Origin of the sequence: Allostreptomyces psammosilenae (assembly GCF_013407765.1) — a bacterium.
GTDB lineage: Bacteria > Actinomycetota > Actinomycetes > Streptomycetales > Streptomycetaceae > Allostreptomyces > Allostreptomyces psammosilenae.
In genome coordinates, this window is sequence record NZ_JACBZD010000001.1 from 2,991,679 (window position 1) to 3,009,962 (window position 18,284).

Annotated in this window: 14 protein-coding genes; 5 read left to right on the plus strand and 9 right to left on the minus strand. The window is 76.3% G+C overall.

Annotated features, from left to right (window positions below):
- The first annotated feature begins 6 nt into the window (after positions 1–6).
- A complete protein-coding gene (locus tag FHU37_RS12185) occupies positions 7–1,662 on the plus strand; it encodes a bifunctional phosphatase PAP2/diacylglycerol kinase family protein (protein ID WP_179814214.1) in 1,656 nt (551 codons plus the stop codon).
- 401 nt (positions 1,663–2,063) lie between these two features.
- Here the strand turns inward: FHU37_RS12185 and pheA are convergent, their stop codons facing one another.
- The 7 genes from pheA to FHU37_RS12220 form a co-directional block, all read right to left on the minus strand.
- A complete protein-coding gene (gene pheA / locus FHU37_RS12190) occupies positions 2,064–3,008 on the minus strand; it encodes a prephenate dehydratase (protein WP_179814215.1) in 945 nt (314 codons plus the stop codon).
- Between the two features lie 56 nt (positions 3,009–3,064).
- Positions 3,065–4,387, minus strand: a complete 1,323-nt coding sequence (gene efeB, locus FHU37_RS12195; protein ID WP_179814216.1) for an iron uptake transporter deferrochelatase/peroxidase subunit — start codon at positions 4,385–4,387, stop codon at positions 3,065–3,067.
- A gap of 35 nt (positions 4,388–4,422) precedes the next feature.
- Entirely contained in the window at positions 4,423–6,615 is a 2,193-nt protein-coding gene (locus FHU37_RS12200) for a copper resistance protein CopC (RefSeq protein WP_179814217.1), read from the minus strand.
- On the minus strand, positions 6,612–7,181 hold the full coding sequence (locus FHU37_RS12205) for a copper chaperone PCu(A)C (protein WP_179814218.1): 570 nt from the start codon (positions 7,179–7,181) through the stop codon (positions 6,612–6,614). Before FHU37_RS12205 ends, FHU37_RS12200 begins: the two co-directional genes overlap by 4 nt.
- Complete coding sequence (locus tag FHU37_RS12210; protein WP_179814219.1) at positions 7,178–7,879, minus strand: SCO family protein; 702 nt, start codon at positions 7,877–7,879, stop codon at positions 7,178–7,180. The genes FHU37_RS12205 and FHU37_RS12210 overlap by 4 nt, the downstream gene beginning before the upstream one ends.
- 110 nt (positions 7,880–7,989) lie before the next feature.
- Complete coding sequence (locus FHU37_RS12215) at positions 7,990–8,727, minus strand: YcnI family protein (RefSeq protein WP_179814220.1); 738 nt, start codon at positions 8,725–8,727, stop codon at positions 7,990–7,992.
- Positions 8,728–8,860: 133 nt separating this feature from the next.
- Positions 8,861–9,727 carry a hypothetical protein gene (locus tag FHU37_RS12220; protein WP_179814221.1) on the minus strand — a complete coding sequence of 289 codons (867 nt, stop codon included), beginning with the start codon at positions 9,725–9,727 and terminating at the stop codon, positions 8,861–8,863.
- Between the two features lie 231 nt (positions 9,728–9,958).
- Between FHU37_RS12220 and FHU37_RS12225 the strand changes: the two genes are divergently transcribed.
- Together FHU37_RS12225 and FHU37_RS12230 are read left to right on the plus strand one after the other, a co-directional pair.
- Entirely contained in the window at positions 9,959–10,609 is a 651-nt protein-coding gene (locus FHU37_RS12225; RefSeq protein WP_179814222.1) for an ATP-binding protein, read from the plus strand.
- A gap of 124 nt (positions 10,610–10,733) precedes the next feature.
- Positions 10,734–11,075 carry an antibiotic biosynthesis monooxygenase family protein gene (locus FHU37_RS12230; RefSeq protein WP_179814223.1) on the plus strand — a complete coding sequence of 114 codons (342 nt, stop codon included), beginning with the start codon at positions 10,734–10,736 and terminating at the stop codon, positions 11,073–11,075.
- 13 nt (positions 11,076–11,088) lie between these two features.
- On the opposite strand, the gene FHU37_RS12235 is transcribed toward FHU37_RS12230, so the two are convergent.
- Complete coding sequence (locus FHU37_RS12235) at positions 11,089–11,853, minus strand: SDR family NAD(P)-dependent oxidoreductase (RefSeq protein ID WP_179814224.1); 765 nt, start codon at positions 11,851–11,853, stop codon at positions 11,089–11,091.
- 102 nt (positions 11,854–11,955) lie between these two features.
- Between FHU37_RS12235 and FHU37_RS12240 the strand changes: the two genes are divergently transcribed.
- Positions 11,956–12,867: a helix-turn-helix transcriptional regulator gene (locus tag FHU37_RS12240; RefSeq protein WP_179814225.1), complete on the plus strand. Its 912-nt coding sequence runs from the start codon at positions 11,956–11,958 to the stop codon at positions 12,865–12,867.
- Between the two features lie 93 nt (positions 12,868–12,960).
- On the opposite strand, the gene FHU37_RS12245 is transcribed toward FHU37_RS12240, so the two are convergent.
- On the minus strand, positions 12,961–14,478 hold the full coding sequence (locus FHU37_RS12245; protein ID WP_376774025.1) for an aminopeptidase P family protein: 1,518 nt from the start codon (positions 14,476–14,478) through the stop codon (positions 12,961–12,963).
- 412 nt (positions 14,479–14,890) lie between these two features.
- On the opposite strand from FHU37_RS12245, the gene FHU37_RS28970 reads away from it, so the two are divergent.
- A complete protein-coding gene (locus tag FHU37_RS28970; protein ID WP_179814227.1) occupies positions 14,891–18,001 on the plus strand; it encodes a hypothetical protein in 3,111 nt (1,036 codons plus the stop codon).
- Positions 18,002–18,284 lie beyond the last annotated feature (283 nt).

Sequence of the window (18,284 nt, forward strand, 5' to 3'; positions counted from 1 at the left end):
GGGCGCATGCTCACCGATGTCGCCCGCCTGCTCAGACGTGTGGTCCTGCCCACGCTCGTCCTGGTGGCGTCGGTGGCCGCGGCCGGTCTGCTGGCCACCCGGGTGCTCCACGAGTGGTGGCCGCTGGAGGCGGAGTCCTGGGTGGTGCGCTGGTTCGCGGACCACCGCAGCGCCGGCCTGGACCGCGCCAGCCTGGCCGTCTCCTCGCTGGGGTCGGCCACGGCGGTGACGGCCACCACGCTGCTCGCCGCCCTGGTGCTCGGGCCGCTGGAGCGGCGCTGGCGCGAGGCGGTGTTCCTGACCGGCTCGGTGGCCCTGCAGGCGGTGGCGCTGCTGGCCACCGCGCTGCTGGTGGACCGCCGCCCGCCGGACGTGCCGACCGTCCAGGATCCGACGATGCTGCTGGACTTCCCCTCCGGGCACACCACGGCGGCGGTCGCCCTCTACGGGGGTGTCGCCGTGCTGGTGGTGGGCCGGCTGGGCTGGCGCGGGTGGCGGCGCGCGGCGGTGTGGGCGGGGCTGATGGTGGTGCCGGCGGTGGTCGGCGTCTCCCGGCTCTACCGCGGCACCAACCACCTGGGCGACATCCTGGCGTCGCTGCTCATCGGCCTGGTGTGCGTGGCGGTGATGAACCGGGCGGTGCTGTCGCCGACGGCGGTGTGGGGCGTGCCGGACATGCTGCGCACGGCCGGTGAGGAGGACGAGGAGGGCGCCGGCGGCGGTCCGGTGGCCGTGGTGCTGAACCCGTCCAAGCTGGCGGATCCGGAGGCGGAGCGGCGCCGGATCAGCTCGGCGGTGGCCGCGCGCGGCTGGGGCGGGCGGCTGCTGTGGCTGGAGACCACGGTGCGGGATCCGGGGGTGGGGATGGCCCGGCAGGCGGTGGCGGCGGGGGCGCGGCTGGTGCTGGCCTGCGGTGGTGATGGCACGGTGCGGTCGGTGGCCTCGGCGCTGGCGGGCACGGGCGTGCCGATGGGCATCGTGCCCTACGGCACCGGCAACCTGCTGGCGCGGAACCTGAACCTGCCGATCGACGTCGACGACGCGCTGCACGTGGCGCTGTACGGCTCGGACCGGTGGATCGACCTGGGGCGGGCCCGGCTGGACCAGGGGCGGGTCGAGCACTTCGCGGTGATGGCCGGGGTGGGCCTGGACGCGGCGATGGTGGCGGACGCGCCGGACGACCTCAAGCGCATGGTGGGCTGGCCGGCGTACGTGGTGTCGGGGGCGCGGCACCTGCGGGACCGGCGGATGCGGGTGCTGCTGCGGCTGGACGACCGGCCGCCGATCCGCACCCGGGCGCGGGCGGTGCTGGTGGGCAACGTGGGCCGGTTGCAGGGCGGGGTGGAGCTGATGCCCGCCGCGCAGCCGGACGACGGCCTGCTGGAGGTGGTGGTGATCGCCCCGGCGGGCCTGTGGGACTGGGCGCGGGTGGCCGGCGAGGTGATCACCCGGCGGCGGGTGCGCGCGGTGCCGCGGCCGGGTGCCGGCGCGGGGCGCGGCAACGGGGAGGCGGCGTTGCAGCGGTACTCGGCGCGCCGGGTGGAGATCCGCACGGACCGTCCGGAGCCGTGCGAGCTGGACGGCGACCACATGGGGTCGGGCGAGGTGCTGCGGCTGTCGGTGGACGCCGGGGCGGTGCGGATCCGGCACAAGGCGATCTGAGGGGCGCGGGCCTGCGGAGCGCGGATGGGCGGGCCGGAGTCGACTTGGGGACTTATCCACAGGCTGCCGGCCGGCCTGTGGGTAACTCCGTCGGAGGTCTTCCCGGGTGGTGCCCCGGGCATGCCCGCCGGGGGCGGCCGATTCGGGGGCGCGGGGCGTTTTCCGGTGGCCATTCATCGATCGTTTGGCCGAAGATCATCCCTCGTTCGAGTGGATTCTGAGCGGATGTTAACCTTTGGGACCGAGTGGAATCAGTTGCGACCGATTTTGATAGATCTATCCGTGATGTCCACTTTGGTGATTTGTCGACCCTTTTGCCATTTGTAGACTTGTCCACAGCCTGTGGATAACTCCTGTGGGTTTCGCTGTGGAAACCCACCGCAGCGGCCCGCCGGCCGGGCTCAGAAGCTGCCGTCGAGGCAGCGGGTCAGCCAGGTCGCCGCCGCCGCGAAGTCCGCCTCCGTGGTCCCCGGCCGGGGCGCGTCCGTCACCACCGTCGCCGCCCCCGGGAACGCCGCCCGCGGATAGGAACCCAGGAACCGCACCTCCGGGCAGACCCGGTGCAGCCCCATCATCGCCTCCGCGATCCGCGCCTCCGAGACGTGGCCGTCGCAGTCGATGCTGAAGAAGTACCGCCCCAGCCGGTCCCCGGTGGGCCGCGACTCGATCCGCGTCATGTTCACCCCGCGCACCGCGAACTCCTGGAGCATCTCCAACAGCGCGCCCGGGTGGTCCGCCTTCAGATAGGCGACCAGCGAGGTGCGGTCCGCACCGGTCGGCGCCGGCGGCCGGGACGGCCTGCCCACCAGCACGAACCGGGTCACCGCGGACTCGACGTCCCGCACGTCCCGCTCCAGCACCGCCAGCCCGTACTGCGCGGCGGCGAACTCCCCGGCGAACGCCGCGTCGAACCGCCCGTCCCGCACCTGCCGCGCCCCGTCCGCGTTGGACGCCGCCGACTCCCACACCGCATCCGGCAGGTTCGCCGCCAGCCACCGCCGCACCTGCGGCTGGGCGTGCGGATGCCCGGTCACCGACTTCACGTCGGCCAGCGTGGTGCCCGGGCGGGCCATCAGCGCGAAGCTGATCGGCAGGAACACCTCCCGCACGATCATCAGCGGCTCGCCGGTGGCCAGCTCGTCCAGCGTCACCGGAACCGAGCCCTCCACCGAGTTCTCCATCGGCACCATCGCGGCGTCCGCCTCCCGGCGGCGCACCGCGTCCAGCGCGGCCGGCACCGAGACCGCCGGCACCAGCACCCGGGTCGCCGCCTCGGGAAGCGTGCGCAGCGCCGCCTCGGTGAAGGTGCCCTCGGGGCCGAGATAGGTGTAGCGGCTGGCGTCCATGGTGGAGTACTCCGAACGTCGATCGCGGCGGGCGGCGCCCGGTGGGTGTCAGCGAATTATCCCTCCAACAACCGGTCCCCCACGTAACCGTCCGGATCGCAGCCACCCGGAACCGCGAACAGGGCGCTGGCCTCGTGCCGGACGAACTGCGACAGGGCGTCCCCCCGGGAGAGCTTCAGCTGCACCCGGGTGAAGGCCGTCCGCGGATCGGCCTGCCAGGCCACGAACAGCAGCCCGGCGTCCGGGGCGCCGTCCTCCCGGAGGCCGTCGGCGTAGGAGAACCCCCGGCGCAGCATCGTCGCGCCGCTGTTCGACTCCGGCGCGGCCACCCGGACGTGCGCGTCGCCCGCGATCGCCAGCGCCCCGTCCGCGCCCCGCGCGCCCAGGTCCACCGGCGTGCGCTCGTCCCCGCCGGACAGCGGGGCGCCGTCCGACTTCCGCCGCCCGATCACCCGCTCCTGCCGCTCGACGGAGAGGTTCTCCCAGTTGTCCAGCAGCATCCGGATGCGGCGCACCACCACGTAGGAGCCGCCGGCCATCCACGCCGGCTCCCCGCCCTGGGGCACGAACACCGCCTCGTCGAAGCCGGGCTCGCCCGGCACCGGGTTGTTGGTGCCGTCGATCTGCCCCATCAGGTTGCGGGCGGTCATCGGCCGGGCCGTGGCGCCCGGCGAGCGGTTGAAGCCGGTCATCTGCCACCGGGGCCGGGCCGCCTCGGCGGCCAGCCGGCGCAGCACCCGCACCGCGTTGTGCGCAACCAGCGCGTCGTCCGCCCCGACCTGCACGAACAGGTCGCCGTCGCTCCGCGCCCGGTCCAGCTCCTCGTCCGCGAAGGCCGGCAGCGGCTCCAGCGCCTCGGGGACGCGGTCGGCGAGGCCGACCGCGGTGAGGAAGGAGCGGCCGAAGCCGAAGGTGACGGTCAGCGACGACGGCCCGGCGTCCAGCGCCGCCTGGGTGTCCCCGTCCGGCGAACGGCCGGCGGTCATCGCCGCGGCCGCCTGCGACCAGCGGCGCATCAGCGCCGCGGCGCCCCGCCGGTCCGTGCCGGGGAGGAGGTCGAAGGCCAGCAGGTGGCCGTGGGCCTGGGCCCGGTCGGTGATGCCGGCCTGGTGGACGCCGTGGAACGGCACCGCCGTGGCACCGAGCCCGGTCAGCGGCGCGGGGGAGTCCGCGGCCACGGCGTGGCCGACCGCCCCGCCGGTGGCCCCGAGGGCGAGGCCGACGGCTCCGGCGGCGCCACCGGTGGTCAGCAGCCGGCGGCGGCTCAGCCCGCCCCCGCCGCCCTCCCCGGTGGCGGGGGCGGTGGCCGGGGTGGTGGCGCTGGGGGCGGGGGTGCGGGGCTTGCCCCGGGTGGACGCGGTGCGCTTCTTCTCGCTCATCTCGCCGGATCCAGTGGTTCGGTTCTGTCGCGGGCTCACCGCACCTCCACCGTGCGGCGCTCCGTCACCTGGTCGATGTCGGAGGTACGGACGGTGACCGCCATCGTCCACTCGCCGGCGACCGGCAGGGTGGCCCCGGTGGCCGTCCAGTGGCCGGTGTCCACCTTCTCCAGCTCCACCGGCAGCGGCCCGAGGTCCTGTTCCGGGAGGGTGAAGGTCAGCCGCAGCTCCGGGACGTCCACCGGCAGGCCGTCGGCGCCCTCCACCACCACGTGCACCGTGTTCGCGCCGCTGCGGCCGGGATCGACGGTGACGGTGGCCGTGCCGGAGCCGTTCTCCCCGCCGGTGTCGTACGGGACCCGCTCGCTGATGACGGCCGGCGCCGCGGCGGCCTCGGTCCGCCCGGGATCGCTCCCGGTGAGCAGGGTGGTGAGGACCAGGACGACCGCGGCGATCACCACCTCGATGCCGACCGACCGGCGCAGCCCCTCCCGCCCGGGGTCGGCGAGGTCCCGCCGGCGCGCCGCGGCCTCCCGGCGGGCCCGCTCCTGCAGGGCCAGCTGGGCGCGCCGGCGCGGGTCCGCGGTGCTGGCGGGCGGTGCGGGGGTGTCCGCGTCGGCCGTCTCGTCCTGCGCCGTCTCGTCCTGCGCCGTCTCGTCGTGCGCCGTCTCGTCGTGCGCCGTCTCGTCGTGCGCCGTCTCGTCGTGCGCCGTCTCGTCGTGCGCCGTCTCGTCGTGCGCCGGCCCGGTCCGCGCCGCCCCGTCCGGCGTCGCCTCGCTCGGCGCCGCTTCGCCGGTCGGGGCCGTGCGCAATCGGGCGGTCCACCGGCGGGAGAGCGCGGCCACGGCCACCAGGGCCAGCACGGCGACCGTCTTGGCGATCAGCAGCAGCCCGTACTCCGAGCCGAACAGGGCGTCCCAGGAGGCCGTCTGCCGCCACCCCTGGAACAGGCCGGAGACGGCGAGGACGACGACGCAGCCGAAGGCGAGCCGGGAGAACCGCGCCACGCCGTCGGCCGGCACGGTGCCCACCGTCCGCGCGGTCTCCACGTCGGCCGGGTGCCGCAGCGAGAGCAGGACGGCGAGCAGGCCGCCCAGCCACACCCCGGCCGCCAGCAGGTGCAGCACGGTGGACGGCACGGCCCAGCCGGCCGCCGGACCGACCGAGGCGTGCCCGGACAGCGCCCAGGTCGCGGCGAGGCCGACGGCGAGCACGCCGCCGAACACCGCGAGCCCCAGCCGCTCCCACCGCCCGGCGCCACCGCCACCGCCGCCACCACCGAAGCCGACGGCGTCACCAGCGGTGTCGCCGTCGCGAACGGCGGTGCCGTCGGCGGTGTCGTCGTCAGCGGCCGGTGCGGCCGGCCGGCCCAGCCAGGCGACCAGCACCGACAGCCAGGCCGCGGCCAGCGCCAGCAGGGCGACCCGCAGCGCCAGCGCGGCGCCCAGCCGGGTGTCCAGGGTGGTGCGCAGCACGTCGAGGTCGAACGCGTCGCCGAGCCCGCCGCCCAGCGCGCGGGCACCCTGCAGCAGCAGCACCGCCAGCGAGCCGGCCAGCAGTGTGGCCCAGGAACCGAGCAGCAGCCGGCGCACCTCCGCCCGCCCCACCGCCCGCGGCCAGCACAGCAGGACGAACGCGCCCGCGCCGACCAGGCCGGTCCAGCCGGCGAAGGCGGCGCCGCGGGCCAGCCCGTGCGCGGTGGTGACCACCGCGCCGGCCTGCTGCGCGTCCAGCTCGGAGACGTCCACGGCGGTCTGCGAGGCGGCGCCCACCGAGAAGGTGAAGGCGCCGGAGACCACGTGGGCGTCGGCCGAGCCGACCCGCCAGGCCACCGTGTACGTCCCCTGCGGCATCTCGCCGGTCAGCGCGACGCGCGCGGTGGCCGGGTCGCCGTCCGCGTGCTCCACCGTGCCCGCGTCGACCTGCTCGCCCGCCGGATCGAGCACCCGGACGGCGCCCAGGCCCAGCTCCACGCCCTCGCTGAAGGAGAGCGTCACGGCGGACGGGGCCGAGTCCAGCACCGTGCCGGCCGCCGGGTCGCTGCCGATCAGCTCGGCGTGCGCGGCGGCCGGCGGGGCCGTGGCGAACAGCAGGGCAAGGGCGGCCAGCACCGCCCCGAGCAGCGCGCCGACCCGGCGCCCCGCCCAGCCCGGCGTCCCACGCCCGGCGGTGGGCACGCCGACGGCGGCCGGCGCGGGGCCGGCGGCGCGCACGCGGACGGCGGTCATGACCCGGCCGCCGAGGAGCCGTGGCCGGAGTGCGCCCCGCCGGCGTCCCCGGAGGAGCCCGCGGCGGGGTCGGGGGCGGAGCCGGAGCCGTCCGGGCGGTACGTCATCGAGGTGACCGGCACCTCCACCTCGATCGGCGTCGAGGTGGCGAAGGTCAGCGTCATCTCGACGGTGTCCCCCTCCCGCAGCGGGCCGGCCAGCTCGGAGAGCATCAGGTGGTTCCCCAGCCGCTCGAACGCCAGCTCGCCCTCGGCGGGCACGTCGAAACCGTCGGTGGGCACCATCGCGCCGTCCTCGCCGCGGTGCAGCGTCACCGTGGCGGCCGGGCTGCTCACCCCGACCAGGCGGTCCGGGGTGGAGCCGGCGTTCTCCACCACCAGGTAGCCGGCGGCCACGTCGGCGGAGGCGGGCTGCGGCACGTAGGCGTCCCGCACGCTCAGCCGGGGCGGCGTCGGCTCCGCCCCGCCGTCGCCCGCGCCGGCGCCGGAGCAGCCGGTGGCGGCCAGGGTCAGCAGGGCCGCGCCGGCCAGCGCGGCCACGGCGCGCGGGACGGACCGGCGCGTCACGGGGCCACCCCGTCCATCAGCAGCGGCAGGTCGTGCGCGTAGTCGTCGGCCGGCGTGCCGGACAGGTACACGACGTGCGCGACGTCGTCGGCGCCGTAGGCCAGCACCTGGGTGCCGTGGGTGGAGGTCACCGAGCCGTCGTCGTTCACCACCGGCTCCTCCACCGCGACGCCCACCGTCCGCGCCGCCTCCTGGATGGTGGCGAAGTCACCGGTCAGCCCGATGAAGGTGGCGTCCATCGCGTCCAGCCAGGAGCGCAGGCTCTCCGGAGTGTCCCGCTCCGGGTCGGTGGTGACGAAGACCACGTTCAGCGCGTCGCGCTGGTCCTCGGGCAGCTCCCGCTTGGCCAGCGCCAGGTCGGCCATGGTGGTCGGGCAGACGTCGGGGCAGTGCGTGTAGCCGAAGTAGAGCAGGGTGGGTTCGCCGGCGGTCTCGGCGCGCAGGTCGAACGGCTGCCCCTCGGTGTCGGTGAGGGTGAGTTCCGGCTTGCTGAACGGCTTGTCCAGCACCGTTCCCAGGTAGGGGCTGTCCTCGCCGGTCTGCGGGACGGTGACGCTGGCGGCGTTCTCGGCCTCGGCCTCCGCGCCGGAGCCGCAGCCGGCCAGCAGCAGGCAGGACGCGGCCCCGAGGGCGGCGGCGAGCCGCCAGGAGCGGCGGGCGGTGGCGGGCGGGGTGGGGGCGGGGTGTGACACGTGCATGGTGGTCCGGTCCGTTCGGGGCGGCGGCGGATGGAGGAGGGGACGGGCGGGGGTGGGGCGCGCGGCGCGGCCGGTGCGGCCGTGCCGCGCGCCCCGTTCCCCCGGACCGGTCAGGAGCTGCGGCGACGCAGGCCAAACACGCCGATGGCGGCGCCGACCAGGCCGATCACGATGCCGACCACGCCGAGGGTACGGGCGGCGGTGTCGGTGGCGGAGGCGTCGGCGGCGGTCTCCGCGGGGTCGTCCTCGGCCTCGGCGTCCGCCTCGGCGGTGCCGTGGCCGTGGCCGTCACCGGAGGCCGGCACCAGGCTCAGCACCGGGGCGGGCGTCTCCGGCTCCGGCTCGCCCTCGACCGGCTCCTCGATCCAGCGGACCACCTCGCCGCTGTCGTAGGTCTGCACGGCCTTGAACACCAGCTGGTCGGCGTCCTCCGGCAGCGGGCCGAGGGAGACCGGGAACTCCTGGAAGGTGTCCGGGGCGATCGCCGCGCCGTCCGTGCTGGTCCAGGTGATGGTGGAGACCGCCTCGGTGACCTGCTCCCCGTGGGACTCCAGCGGCTCCTCCAGGGCGGCCCGCTCCACCGTGACCTCCCAGCCGGGCACCGGCTGGGTGCGCACCGAGCTCAGCGGGTGGTCGGCCGGCAGGGTCACCTCCAGCCGGGTGGTGGAGGCGTCGTCGCGCTCGTTCGGCACGCGGAAGACGACAGTGGCGTAGCCGCCCTGCTCCGCCTCGCCCGGCTGCACGCTGACGTGGGCGGACGCCGGGACGGCGGCGAGCAGCAGGGCCGCCGCGGCGGTGGCCGCGACCGTCGCGGCGCGCAGGGACCTCGGGGACGTGGAAACGGACATGAAAGGGCACTCCTGTGGCCGTCGGGACTACTGGGCAACGCAGGAGCGCCGACCCCGGCCGGCCGGCGGGCACGGACGGCGCCAGGCCGCGTGCGGCCACGGCCCGGGCGCCCGCCCGACCCCGGCGGGTCGGTCAGCGGGCCGGGGCCACGGCCACCGGAAGGGATCGGCGCGCGGCGACCGGCGGGCCGCGGCGCACCACGCAGCAGCGCAGCACCGGGCTGCGCGGCAGACGGTGCCGCTCCCGGTGGTGCAGCGGCGGCACGGCCACCGGCGGGCCCCCCGGGCGCCACCGGCCGGCCAGCGTGAGCAGCGCGCCGATGGTGGCGAGCAGCACGACGCCGCCGCGCACGGCGTGCCGGGCGGTGAGCGTGGCCAGCCGCCAGGCCGCGACCTCGCCGCGGCGCAGCCACCAGCCGGCGACCAGCGCGGCGGCCAGGTGCCCCAGCAGCATCGTCCAGCTCAGGTGGGCGGTCGCCGCCGCCAGCAGGTCGCCGGCGCCGCCGAGCCCGCCGGCCGCGCCCCCGTCGACACCGCCCGGGTGCGGGTGCGCCGCCGGATCGAGGCCGGCCCGGCGCACCACGTCCTCCAGGGAGGTGCCGGGGGCCAGCAGCACGTGGCCCGCGGAGTCCCGCGGCCCGCACAGCAGCCGGTCCGCCCACGCCTGGACGCCTTCCTCACGGCCGGCGGCCGGGGCGCCGCCCGCCAGCAGCCGTTCGACGGCGGAGAACACCAGGTGGCCCAGGAGCTGTGCCCCGGCCAGGGCGCCGGTGATCGCGGGCAGGGAGCGCTCCCGGCCGGTGAAGGCCAGCGCGGCGAGCGAGGTCAGCAGCCAGGCGCACAGCAGGGTCCGCACCGGAAGCGGAACCCCCGAGGCGAACTGGTGTCCGGCAGCGGTCAGCAGCACGCAGACCGCCCCGAAGGCGGCGGCGCGCACGGCGCGGAAAGCCACGCCGGCCTTCCCGGCCGACGGCGACGGCTGCTGGACTCGCGTGGACATGGCGGGCCCCATCATCCCACCGCCCCCGCGACGGCCCTCACCCGCCCGCCCCTCACCCGCTCGGCGGACATCCGTCACCGTTACGGAGCACCGAACGGGATGGATTGTCGTGAAGGCGGGCAAAAAACTCATCGGACGTGTTCGTGGTACGGCAGGGGATCCGGTGCTTAGCGGTCGCGAACCGCGGCAATACGTACGAGTATGCGCAGCCGCAGCCAGGAGGCTGGAACGATGGACATCTGGTGGACGCTCCACCTCAGGCGGGAGCCGGCCAGCGTCTCGCTCGCCCGACGCATCCTGCTCGGCACCATGGAGAGCGCCGGGGTCGACGAGGACATCGCCCACGAGATCGCCCTGGCCCTCTCCGAGGCCTGCGCCAACGCCGTGGAGCACGCCGCCGGCCCGTACGCCGCCCGCGAGTACCGGGTGACCGCCACCATCTCCGGCGACCACTGCCGCATCGAGGTCGCCGACCACGGCTGGGGCGCCACCGGCCCCACCCGCACGGTCGCCTCCACCACCCTCACCGCCGAGCCCTCGCTGCGCCGCCGCAGCCGCCGCTACCGCGGCGGCGCCTACGCCTCCGCCGCCATGCGGGCCCGCGCCGCGCGGGTCGACACCTCCGGCATCAACGCCGCCAGCCTCAGCGCCGTCCAGCGCGGCCACGGCCGTCCCGTCGGCCCCACCCCCACCCCGGACCCCTTCGACCTCACCCGGGTCCCCGAGCCGCCCACCGACGCCGAACGCGGCCGCGGCCTCCACCTCATCCGCGCCCTCAGCGACTCCGTCCAGTTCCGCCGCCACCCCGACACCGGCTCCGTCGTCTCCTTCGACAAGACCCTCAAGTGGCGCCCCGGCCGCCCCATGCTGGCCGCCTCCTGACCCGACCCGCCGGCCGCCGACCGTCGCCGCTGACCGTCCCCGTCGGCCGCTGACCGTCCCCGTCGGCCGCTGAGCGGCGCCGGGCCGAGTGGAAGCGGGGGGCGGGGGCGGGGAGCATGGGGGTATGAACGCCGTCGCGACGATCCGTGCGGGGCGGGAGGTGGTCACGGTGATCAACGTGTTCACCGTCGCCCCGGAGCGCCAGGCCGAGCTGGTCGAGCTGCTGGCCGCCAACGGCGAGGAGGTCATGCGGCACCGCCCCGGGTTCGTCTCCGCCAGCATCCACGCCGGCGTCGACGGCGAGCGGGTGGTGAACTACGCGCAGTGGGAGTCCGAGGACCACCTGCGCGCCATGCTGGCCGACCCCGAGGCCCGCCGGGCGATGGCCCGCGCCCTCCAGGTGGCCGACCACCTGGAGACCGGCATGTACACCGTGGCCTCGGTGCACTCCGGCTCCGGCTCCTGAGCGTCGTGACCGGTCAGACCCGGACCGCGGTGTAGCCGCCGTCCACCGGCAGGACCGCGCCGGTGACGTAGGAGGCGCGGTCGCTCAGCAGCCACGCGGCGGCCTCGGCGATCTCGGCGGGCCGCGCGGCGCGGCCGAGCGGGGTGCGCCGCAGGACGCCCTCCTCCACCTCCGGGTGCCTCTCGAAGAGGTCGCGCACCACCTCGCTGAGGGTCGCGCCGGGGGCGATCGCGTTGATCCGCACGCCGCGCCCCGCGTAGTCGGCGGTGCCCGAGCGGACCAGGCCGGTCACGCCGTGCTTGGCGACCTGGTAGGCGCCGCCCGCGCCGCCGCCGACCAGCCCGCTGGTGCTGCTGTTGATCACGATGGAGCCGCCGCCGGAGGCCAGCATGGCCGGGATCTGCGCGCGCAGGCAGAGCCACACGCCGCGCAGGCCCACGTCGTGGATGGCGTCCCAGCCCGCCTCGTCCAGCTCGGCCAGCCCGCCGGCCGCGGCGCCGATCGCGGCGTTGTCGAAGGCGCCGTCCAGGCGGCCGTGGCGGCTCACCGCCGCCTCCACCAGCCGCTCGGCGCCCTCCGCCGTGCTGACGTCCGCCGGCACCGCGACGGCGTCCCCGCCGGCCGCCCGCACCCCGCCGGCCACCGCCTCCAGGGCGTCGGCGGAGCGGGCGCCCAGCACCAGCCGGGCGCCCTCCGCGGCGAACAGCCGGGCGGCGGCGGCGCCGATGCCGCGGGAGGCGCCGGTGACCACGATGACCTTGTCGTCCAGGAGTCCCATGGGCACGACCCTGCGGCCGGTCGCGCGGGGCGACAAGGGAACCGTTCAGCCGGGGTCCGGCAGGTCCTGGCTGGGCGGTGGCGGCCGTAGCACCATGGGCGGATGACGGACAGCACCCTCGGGGCCTTCCTCCGGGCCCGCCGCGAGCGGCTGTCGCCCGCGCGGGTCGGTCTGCCGGGCGGCGGGCACCGTCGCACCCCCGGCCTGCGGCGGGAGGAGGTGGCGGCGCGGGCGGGCGTCACCGTGGACTACTACGCCCGGCTGGAGCAGGGCCGCGGCCGCAACCCGACCGAGTCGGTGGTGGAGGCGTTGGCGCGGGCGCTGCTGCTGTCCGGGGAGGAGCGCGACTACCTGCACCGGCTCGCCCGCCGCTCCGGGGCGGGTGTGCTCGCCGCGCCGGAGATCTCCCGGCACACCCGGTCGCTGCTGGACACCCTCGACCGGGCGCCTGCCTACGTCGTGGACGCCCGGCTGGACGTCCTGGCGTGCAACCGGGCGGCCCGGCTGCTCCTCGGGGACGCCTGCCGGGACGTCGGCGGGGACGTCGGGCAGGACGTTCGGCGGGACGGCGGCGGGGCGCCGGCGGCCGGGCGGAACCTGCTGTGGCTGCTCTACGCCGGCCGCCGGGTGGCCGAACTGTTCGACGCGGCGGACCTGGAGGCGGTGCGGCGCGGCCTGGTCGCCGGCCTGCGGGCCCGCTCCCCCTACCTGTCCGGCGACCCCGCGACGGCGGCGCTGCTGCGCCGGCTGACGGCGGCCAGCCCGGCGTTCCGGCGCGAGTGGCGGGAGTACCGGGTCGAGGAGCCGCGGCGGGGGCCGCTGCGGATGCGGCACCCCCTGGTCGGCGAGATCCCGCTGGACTACACCGTCCTCGACCTGCCCGAGTGCGGTCAGCGGCTCGTCACCCACCTCGCGCCGCCCGCCGGCCCGGCCCGCCGCGCCGTCGCGCTGCTGGCGGCCAACAACCGGCCCGGCCGGGAAGAGCCCCGGCCCTTCGCCACCCGGCCGCTCTGAACGGCCGCCGGGCGGCGCCGGGGCCCTGCCCGGGCCGCCCCGGGGCCCTGGGCCCTGAGCCGGCCCCGGGGCCCCGGCGGGAGGAGGGCCGGCTCAGCGCAGGCCGGCCATCCAGCGCTCCACGTCCTCCGCACGGCGCGGCAGCCCGTCCGACATCACGCGGCAGCCGTCCGCCGTCACCACCACGTCGTCCTCGATCCGCACGCCGATGCCGCGCAGCTCCTCCGGGACGGTCAGGTCGTCCGGCTGGAAGTACAGCCCCGGCTCCACGGTGAGCACCATGCCCGGCAGCAGCTCGCCGTCCACGTACGTCTCGGTCCGGGCCACCGCGCAGTCGTGGACGTCCAGGCCCAGCATGTGGCCGGTCCCGTGCAGGGTGTACCGGCGCTGCAGGCCCAGCTCCAGCACCCGCTCCACCGGGCCGTCCAGCAGCCCCCACTCCACCAGCCGTTCGGCCAGCACCCGCTGGGCGGCGTCGTGGAAGGCCCGGTAGGGGGCACCCGGGCGGACGGCGGCGATCCCGGCCTCCTGGGCGTCGAAGACCGCGTCGTACACCCGGCGCTGGACGGCGGTGAAGGTGCCGGAGACGGGGAGGGTGCGGGTCACGTCGGCGGTGTAGAGGGTGGTGGTCTCCACGCCGGCGTCCAGCAGCAGCAGGTCGCCCGGCCGCACCGGGCCGTCGTTGCGCACCCAGTGCAGGGTGCAGGCGTTGGGGCCGCTGGCGGCGATGGTGCCGTAGCCGACGTCGTTGCCCTCCACCCGCGCCCGCAGGTTGAACGTGCCCTCGATGTAGCGCTCGGAGGTGGCGACGGCCCGGTCCAGCACCCGCACCACGTCCTCGAAGCCGCGCACCGTCGAGTCGACCGCGTTCTGCAGCTGCCCGAGCTCCCAGTCGTCCTTGACCAGCCGCAGCTCGCTGAGGAAGACCTTCAGCTCGGCGTCCCGCTCCGGGGCCGCGTCGCCCTCCGCGCGCGACGGGAGCTCGGCCACCGCCGCCTCCACCCCGGCGTCGTGCCCGCGCACCACCCGGGTCGGCGCGGCCGGCAGCGCGGCGAGCTCCTCCGCGAAGGCCCGCACGTCGCGGCAGGCGATGCCGAGCAGCCGCTCCGCCTCGCCGAGGCTGTGCCGCCGGCCGACCCACAGCTCGCCCTGGCCGTCCAGCCAGAACTCGCCGTTCTCGCGGTCCGAGCGCGGCAGCAGGTAGGCGGTGACGTCGTGGCCGCCGGCGGCCCGGGGCTCGAAGTGCAGCACCGCGTCCTGCGTCTGGTCGCCGGTGAGGTGGACGTACTCGGTCGACGCGCGGAACGGGTACTCGGTGTCGTTGGAGCGGGTGCGCAGGTTCCCGGCCGGGATCACCAGCCGCTCGCCCGGGAAGCGGGCCGAGAGCGCGGCGCGCCGCTTGGCGGCGTAGGGCGCCTGCTCCAGCGGCGCCAGGTCGCGCAGCTCGGTGTCCGCCCAGCCGGTCTTCATCAGCTCGGCGAGTTCGTCCGAGACCCCCCGGTACAGGCCGTTCTTCCGAGGCTTGCTGGCGGTCTGCCGCTCGTCGGCGTCGGCCGCGGCGGGGGTGTCGCCGGGGCGGGCGGTGGCGGCGGTGCCGGTGGTGTCGGTCACGTCGCCGGCGTCGGTGGCTTCCGTGGGGTGCGCGTCGGTCACGTCGTGTGCCTCCATATCGGGATGTCGGACGCTCCGGAACACCTTCCCGCCCCGCCACCACGGCGCGGTAGGGCGCGTGGGGCCGGAGCGGGCCGCGGGGCGCGGCCGCCGGGGTGCGGCCGCCGGGGTGCGGCCGCCGGGGTGTGGCGGCCTGGTGCGGCCACCTCCCGGACGCGGTGGTCGGCCCGCGTCCCGGTGGTCCGTGCTCCGGATGGTCCAGACCTCATCGTACGTACGCCCGCCCGGGGGCGCCGGGCGCGATCCCGTACCTTTCCGACACCTCGCCAGCGAGCGGACTGAAGGGGGCGAACCACGCCAAAGGGGGTGCCGCAGCCGGGCCCGCCCCCGCCCGGCGGCTACCGTCATTCGGGTGGAAGCACATCGCCCCGCCCCGAGAGAACCGAGGACGGCACCGAGCCGGCTCCGCCGCGTGCTGCTGGCGGCGGCCCTCGGCTGCCTGGTGCTGCCGGCCGTCGCCGGCGGCGCCGCGGCCGCCCCGGCGGTGCCGTCGGCCACCGGTGCCGTCTCCCAGGTGCCCAGCACGCAGGTGCCCACCGCGCGGGCCGTCCCCCGGGCGGAGCACGTCGTGGTCGTCGGCGTGCCCGGCCTGAAGTGGGACGACATCTCGGCCGAGGAGACGCCCCACCTGCACGCCCTGGCGGCGGACGGGGCCGTGGCCTCCATGTCGGTGCGCACCGTCCGTCCACGGGCCTGTGCCGTGGACGGCTGGCTCACCCTCGGCTCGGGCTCCCGCAGCACCATGGAGCGCATCGAGACCGTGGGCACGCTCTGCCCGAGCATTCCGGTGCCCGGCGTGGTGGCGGACGGCGAGGAGGGCGAGGCCAGCCCGTACGCCTACGACGGCGGCCTGGCCGCCGACAACGACCCCGAGGCCGACGGCGCCGGGGGCGGCGCGGGCGGTGGGGGCGGGGGTGACGCCGGTGTCGTCCCGGTCGGGCTCGGCGCCGAGGACTCCGTCATCAGCCCGCTGGAGCCCGCCCCGGCGCGGATCAACGGCATGGACGAGATCGTCGCCTACAACCAGCCCTTCTACCAGCCCGACTTCGGCCTGCTCGGCGAGGCCCTGCGGGACGCCGGCGGCTGCGCCACCGCGGTCGGCCCCGGCGCCGCGCTGGCGCTCGCCGACGAGCAGGGCCGGATCGCGGAGTACGCCCCCTACCGCGGACGGCAGTCCGTGGACCGCCAGCTCCTCGAACACTGCCCGCTGACCGTCGTCGACATCGGCACCCTGGACGCCCGCAACCGCCCCGGCACCGACCCGGGCTGGTTCGGCGGCGACCCCGAGGAGGAGCCGGAGGCCTACCGCGAGGCCGCGCTGCACGTGGCCGACGAACGGCTCGGCTCGCTCGCCGAGTCGCTCCCGGCGGACACCCTGCTGATCGTCGCCGGGCTGGCCGACGACACCTGGACGCCGCACCTGCGGACCGTGATCGCCGCCGGCGCCGGCGTGCCCCAGGGCGAGCTCTACGCCGGCTCCACCCGGCACACCGGCCTGGTGCAGCTGACCGACCTGACCCCCACCGTGCTCGGCGCCCTCGGCCTGCCGCAGCCCGCCGGGCTGGCCGACGGTCCCGCGAGCGTGGTGCCGGGCCCGGTGGACCCGGCCGACGAGCGGCTGCCCGACTGGGCGGCGCAGGTGCTGCGCAACAGCGTGGGCTACTTCTCCACGCTGCTGGCGGTGGTGCCGATCGTGGTCTTCGGGGCCACCGGCCTCGCCCTGCTCGCCGAACGCCTGCTGGCCGGGCGGCGGGCCCTGGCGTCTGCCGGTGCTGCCGGGCCTGCTGGCTCTGTTGGTCCTGGCGGTCCTGTTGGTCCTGTTGGTCCCGTCGGTGCCGCCGGTACCGTCGGTGCCGCCGGTACCGGGGAGGGCGCCGGTGACCGTCGTCCCCGCTGGGTGCGGGTGGTGCTGGAGGTGGCCCGCTTCGTCGGGCTGGCGGCCGGTGCCATGCCTGCGGCCACCTTCCTGGCGAACCTCACCCACTGGGAGGCGGCCGAGCATCCGCTGAGCGTGCTCAGCGCGGCCACCGTGGCCTGGACGCTCGCCATGGTGGCCGTCGCGCTGACCGGGCCGTGGCGACGCAGCCCGTTCGGGCCGGTCGGAGTGGTGGCCGGCGCCTCGTACCTGGTGCTGGCCGGGGACGTGCTGTTCGGCTCGCCGCTCCAGCTCAACGCCGTCTTCGGGCTGTCCCCGCTGGTGGCCGGCCGGTTCTACGGGTTCGGCAACGTGGCGTACGCGCTCTTCGCCATGTACGTGCTGATCACCGCCGGCGCCCTGGCCTCCTGGCGGCGGGCCCGGGGCGACCGGCGCGGGGCCGTGGCGCTGGTGGTGCTCGTGGGGGTGGTCGGGGCCGTCGTGGACGGCTGGCCGTCGCTCGGGGCGGACTTCGGCGGCATGATCGGCCTGCTGCCGGGCGTGGCCACGCTGGCGTTCGGCGTCTGGGGCGCCCGGGTGTCCTGGGGGAAGCTGCTGGCGGTGTCCTTCGGCACGGTCGGCTTCGTCGCGGCCGTCGCCGTGCTGGACTGGCTGCGCCCGCCGGGCTCCCGCTCGCACCTCGGTGAGTTCGTGCAGACCGTGCTGGACGGTGGGGCGACGGCGGTGCTGCGGCGCAAGGTGGAGACCAACCTGAACAGCTTCGACACGCCGATCACCTATCTGATCCCGGTGGTGGTCGTGCTGCTGGTGTGGGTGATCTGGTGGCCGTTGAAGCTGCGGCTGGCGGGCGTCGACCGGTTGTACCGGGAGGTGCCGGCGTTCCGGGCGACGCTGGCCGGTTGCTGGGTGGCCGCGGTCGTCGGCTACGCGGTGAACGACTCGGGCGTGCAGATCCCGACGGTGTGCCTGCTGGCGGCGTTCCCGCTGGCGATGGCGGTGGTCTTCGGAGCCGCCGGCCGACGGCTCCTTCCGCCCGCGGAGGCGAGGGACGGTGCGGGTGGTGCCGGGGGCGTTGGGGGAGCCGGCGATGCTGGGGGTGCTGGGGGTGCTGGCGGTGCCATCGGGGCGGATGGAACCGGCAGTGTGGGCGGTGCCAATAGTGCCGGAGGTGCCGAGGGTGTTGGGGGTGCTGGGGGTGCTGGGGCAACCAAGGGACTCAATGGTCCGGGTGGTGCCGCCGCCAGTACTGGGGAAGCCGGGAGTGGTGGGGGAGGAGATGGTGGTGGGGGAGATACCGGGGGTTCCCGTGGCTCCCATGGTGCCGCTGGCGCCCTTGGTTCCCATGGCTCCCCTGGTCCCCATGGCTCCCCTGGCGCCCCCGGCCCTGATGGTGCCCCTGGCGCCGCCCCGGGCCCTGATGGTGCGGCTGGCGCCCCTGCTGCTCCTGGCCCCCATGGTGCGGCTGGCGCCTCCGGCCCTCATGGCGCCGCTGACGCGGAGAATCGCAGCCCAGCCTCTTCCGGCCTCGCCCCAGCACCGGCGCCCATCTCCCGCCAGGCACATGCCATCCATGGTCACGGAAAGTAACCATCTGTTCTGGGGGGACCCCCTGTTCTCAGGATCCCACAGGGGGATCACCCAGCGCTGCCCCCTTCTTGCTGCCTGTGGATAACCTCGCGCAGGCGAAGTCGCCACGAACATGCCAGAGCCGTCGACGCATTCCTGCGCTGAGCCTGGGGGGACCCCCTGTTTCAGGATCCCATGAGTTGGCCACGCAGCGCAGGACCCCTTCTACAGCCTGTGGATAACTCGGGGTGTGGCTCCAGACGGATGCAGCCTTCGTGAGGCAGGGCCCCGAAGATGCCAGGAG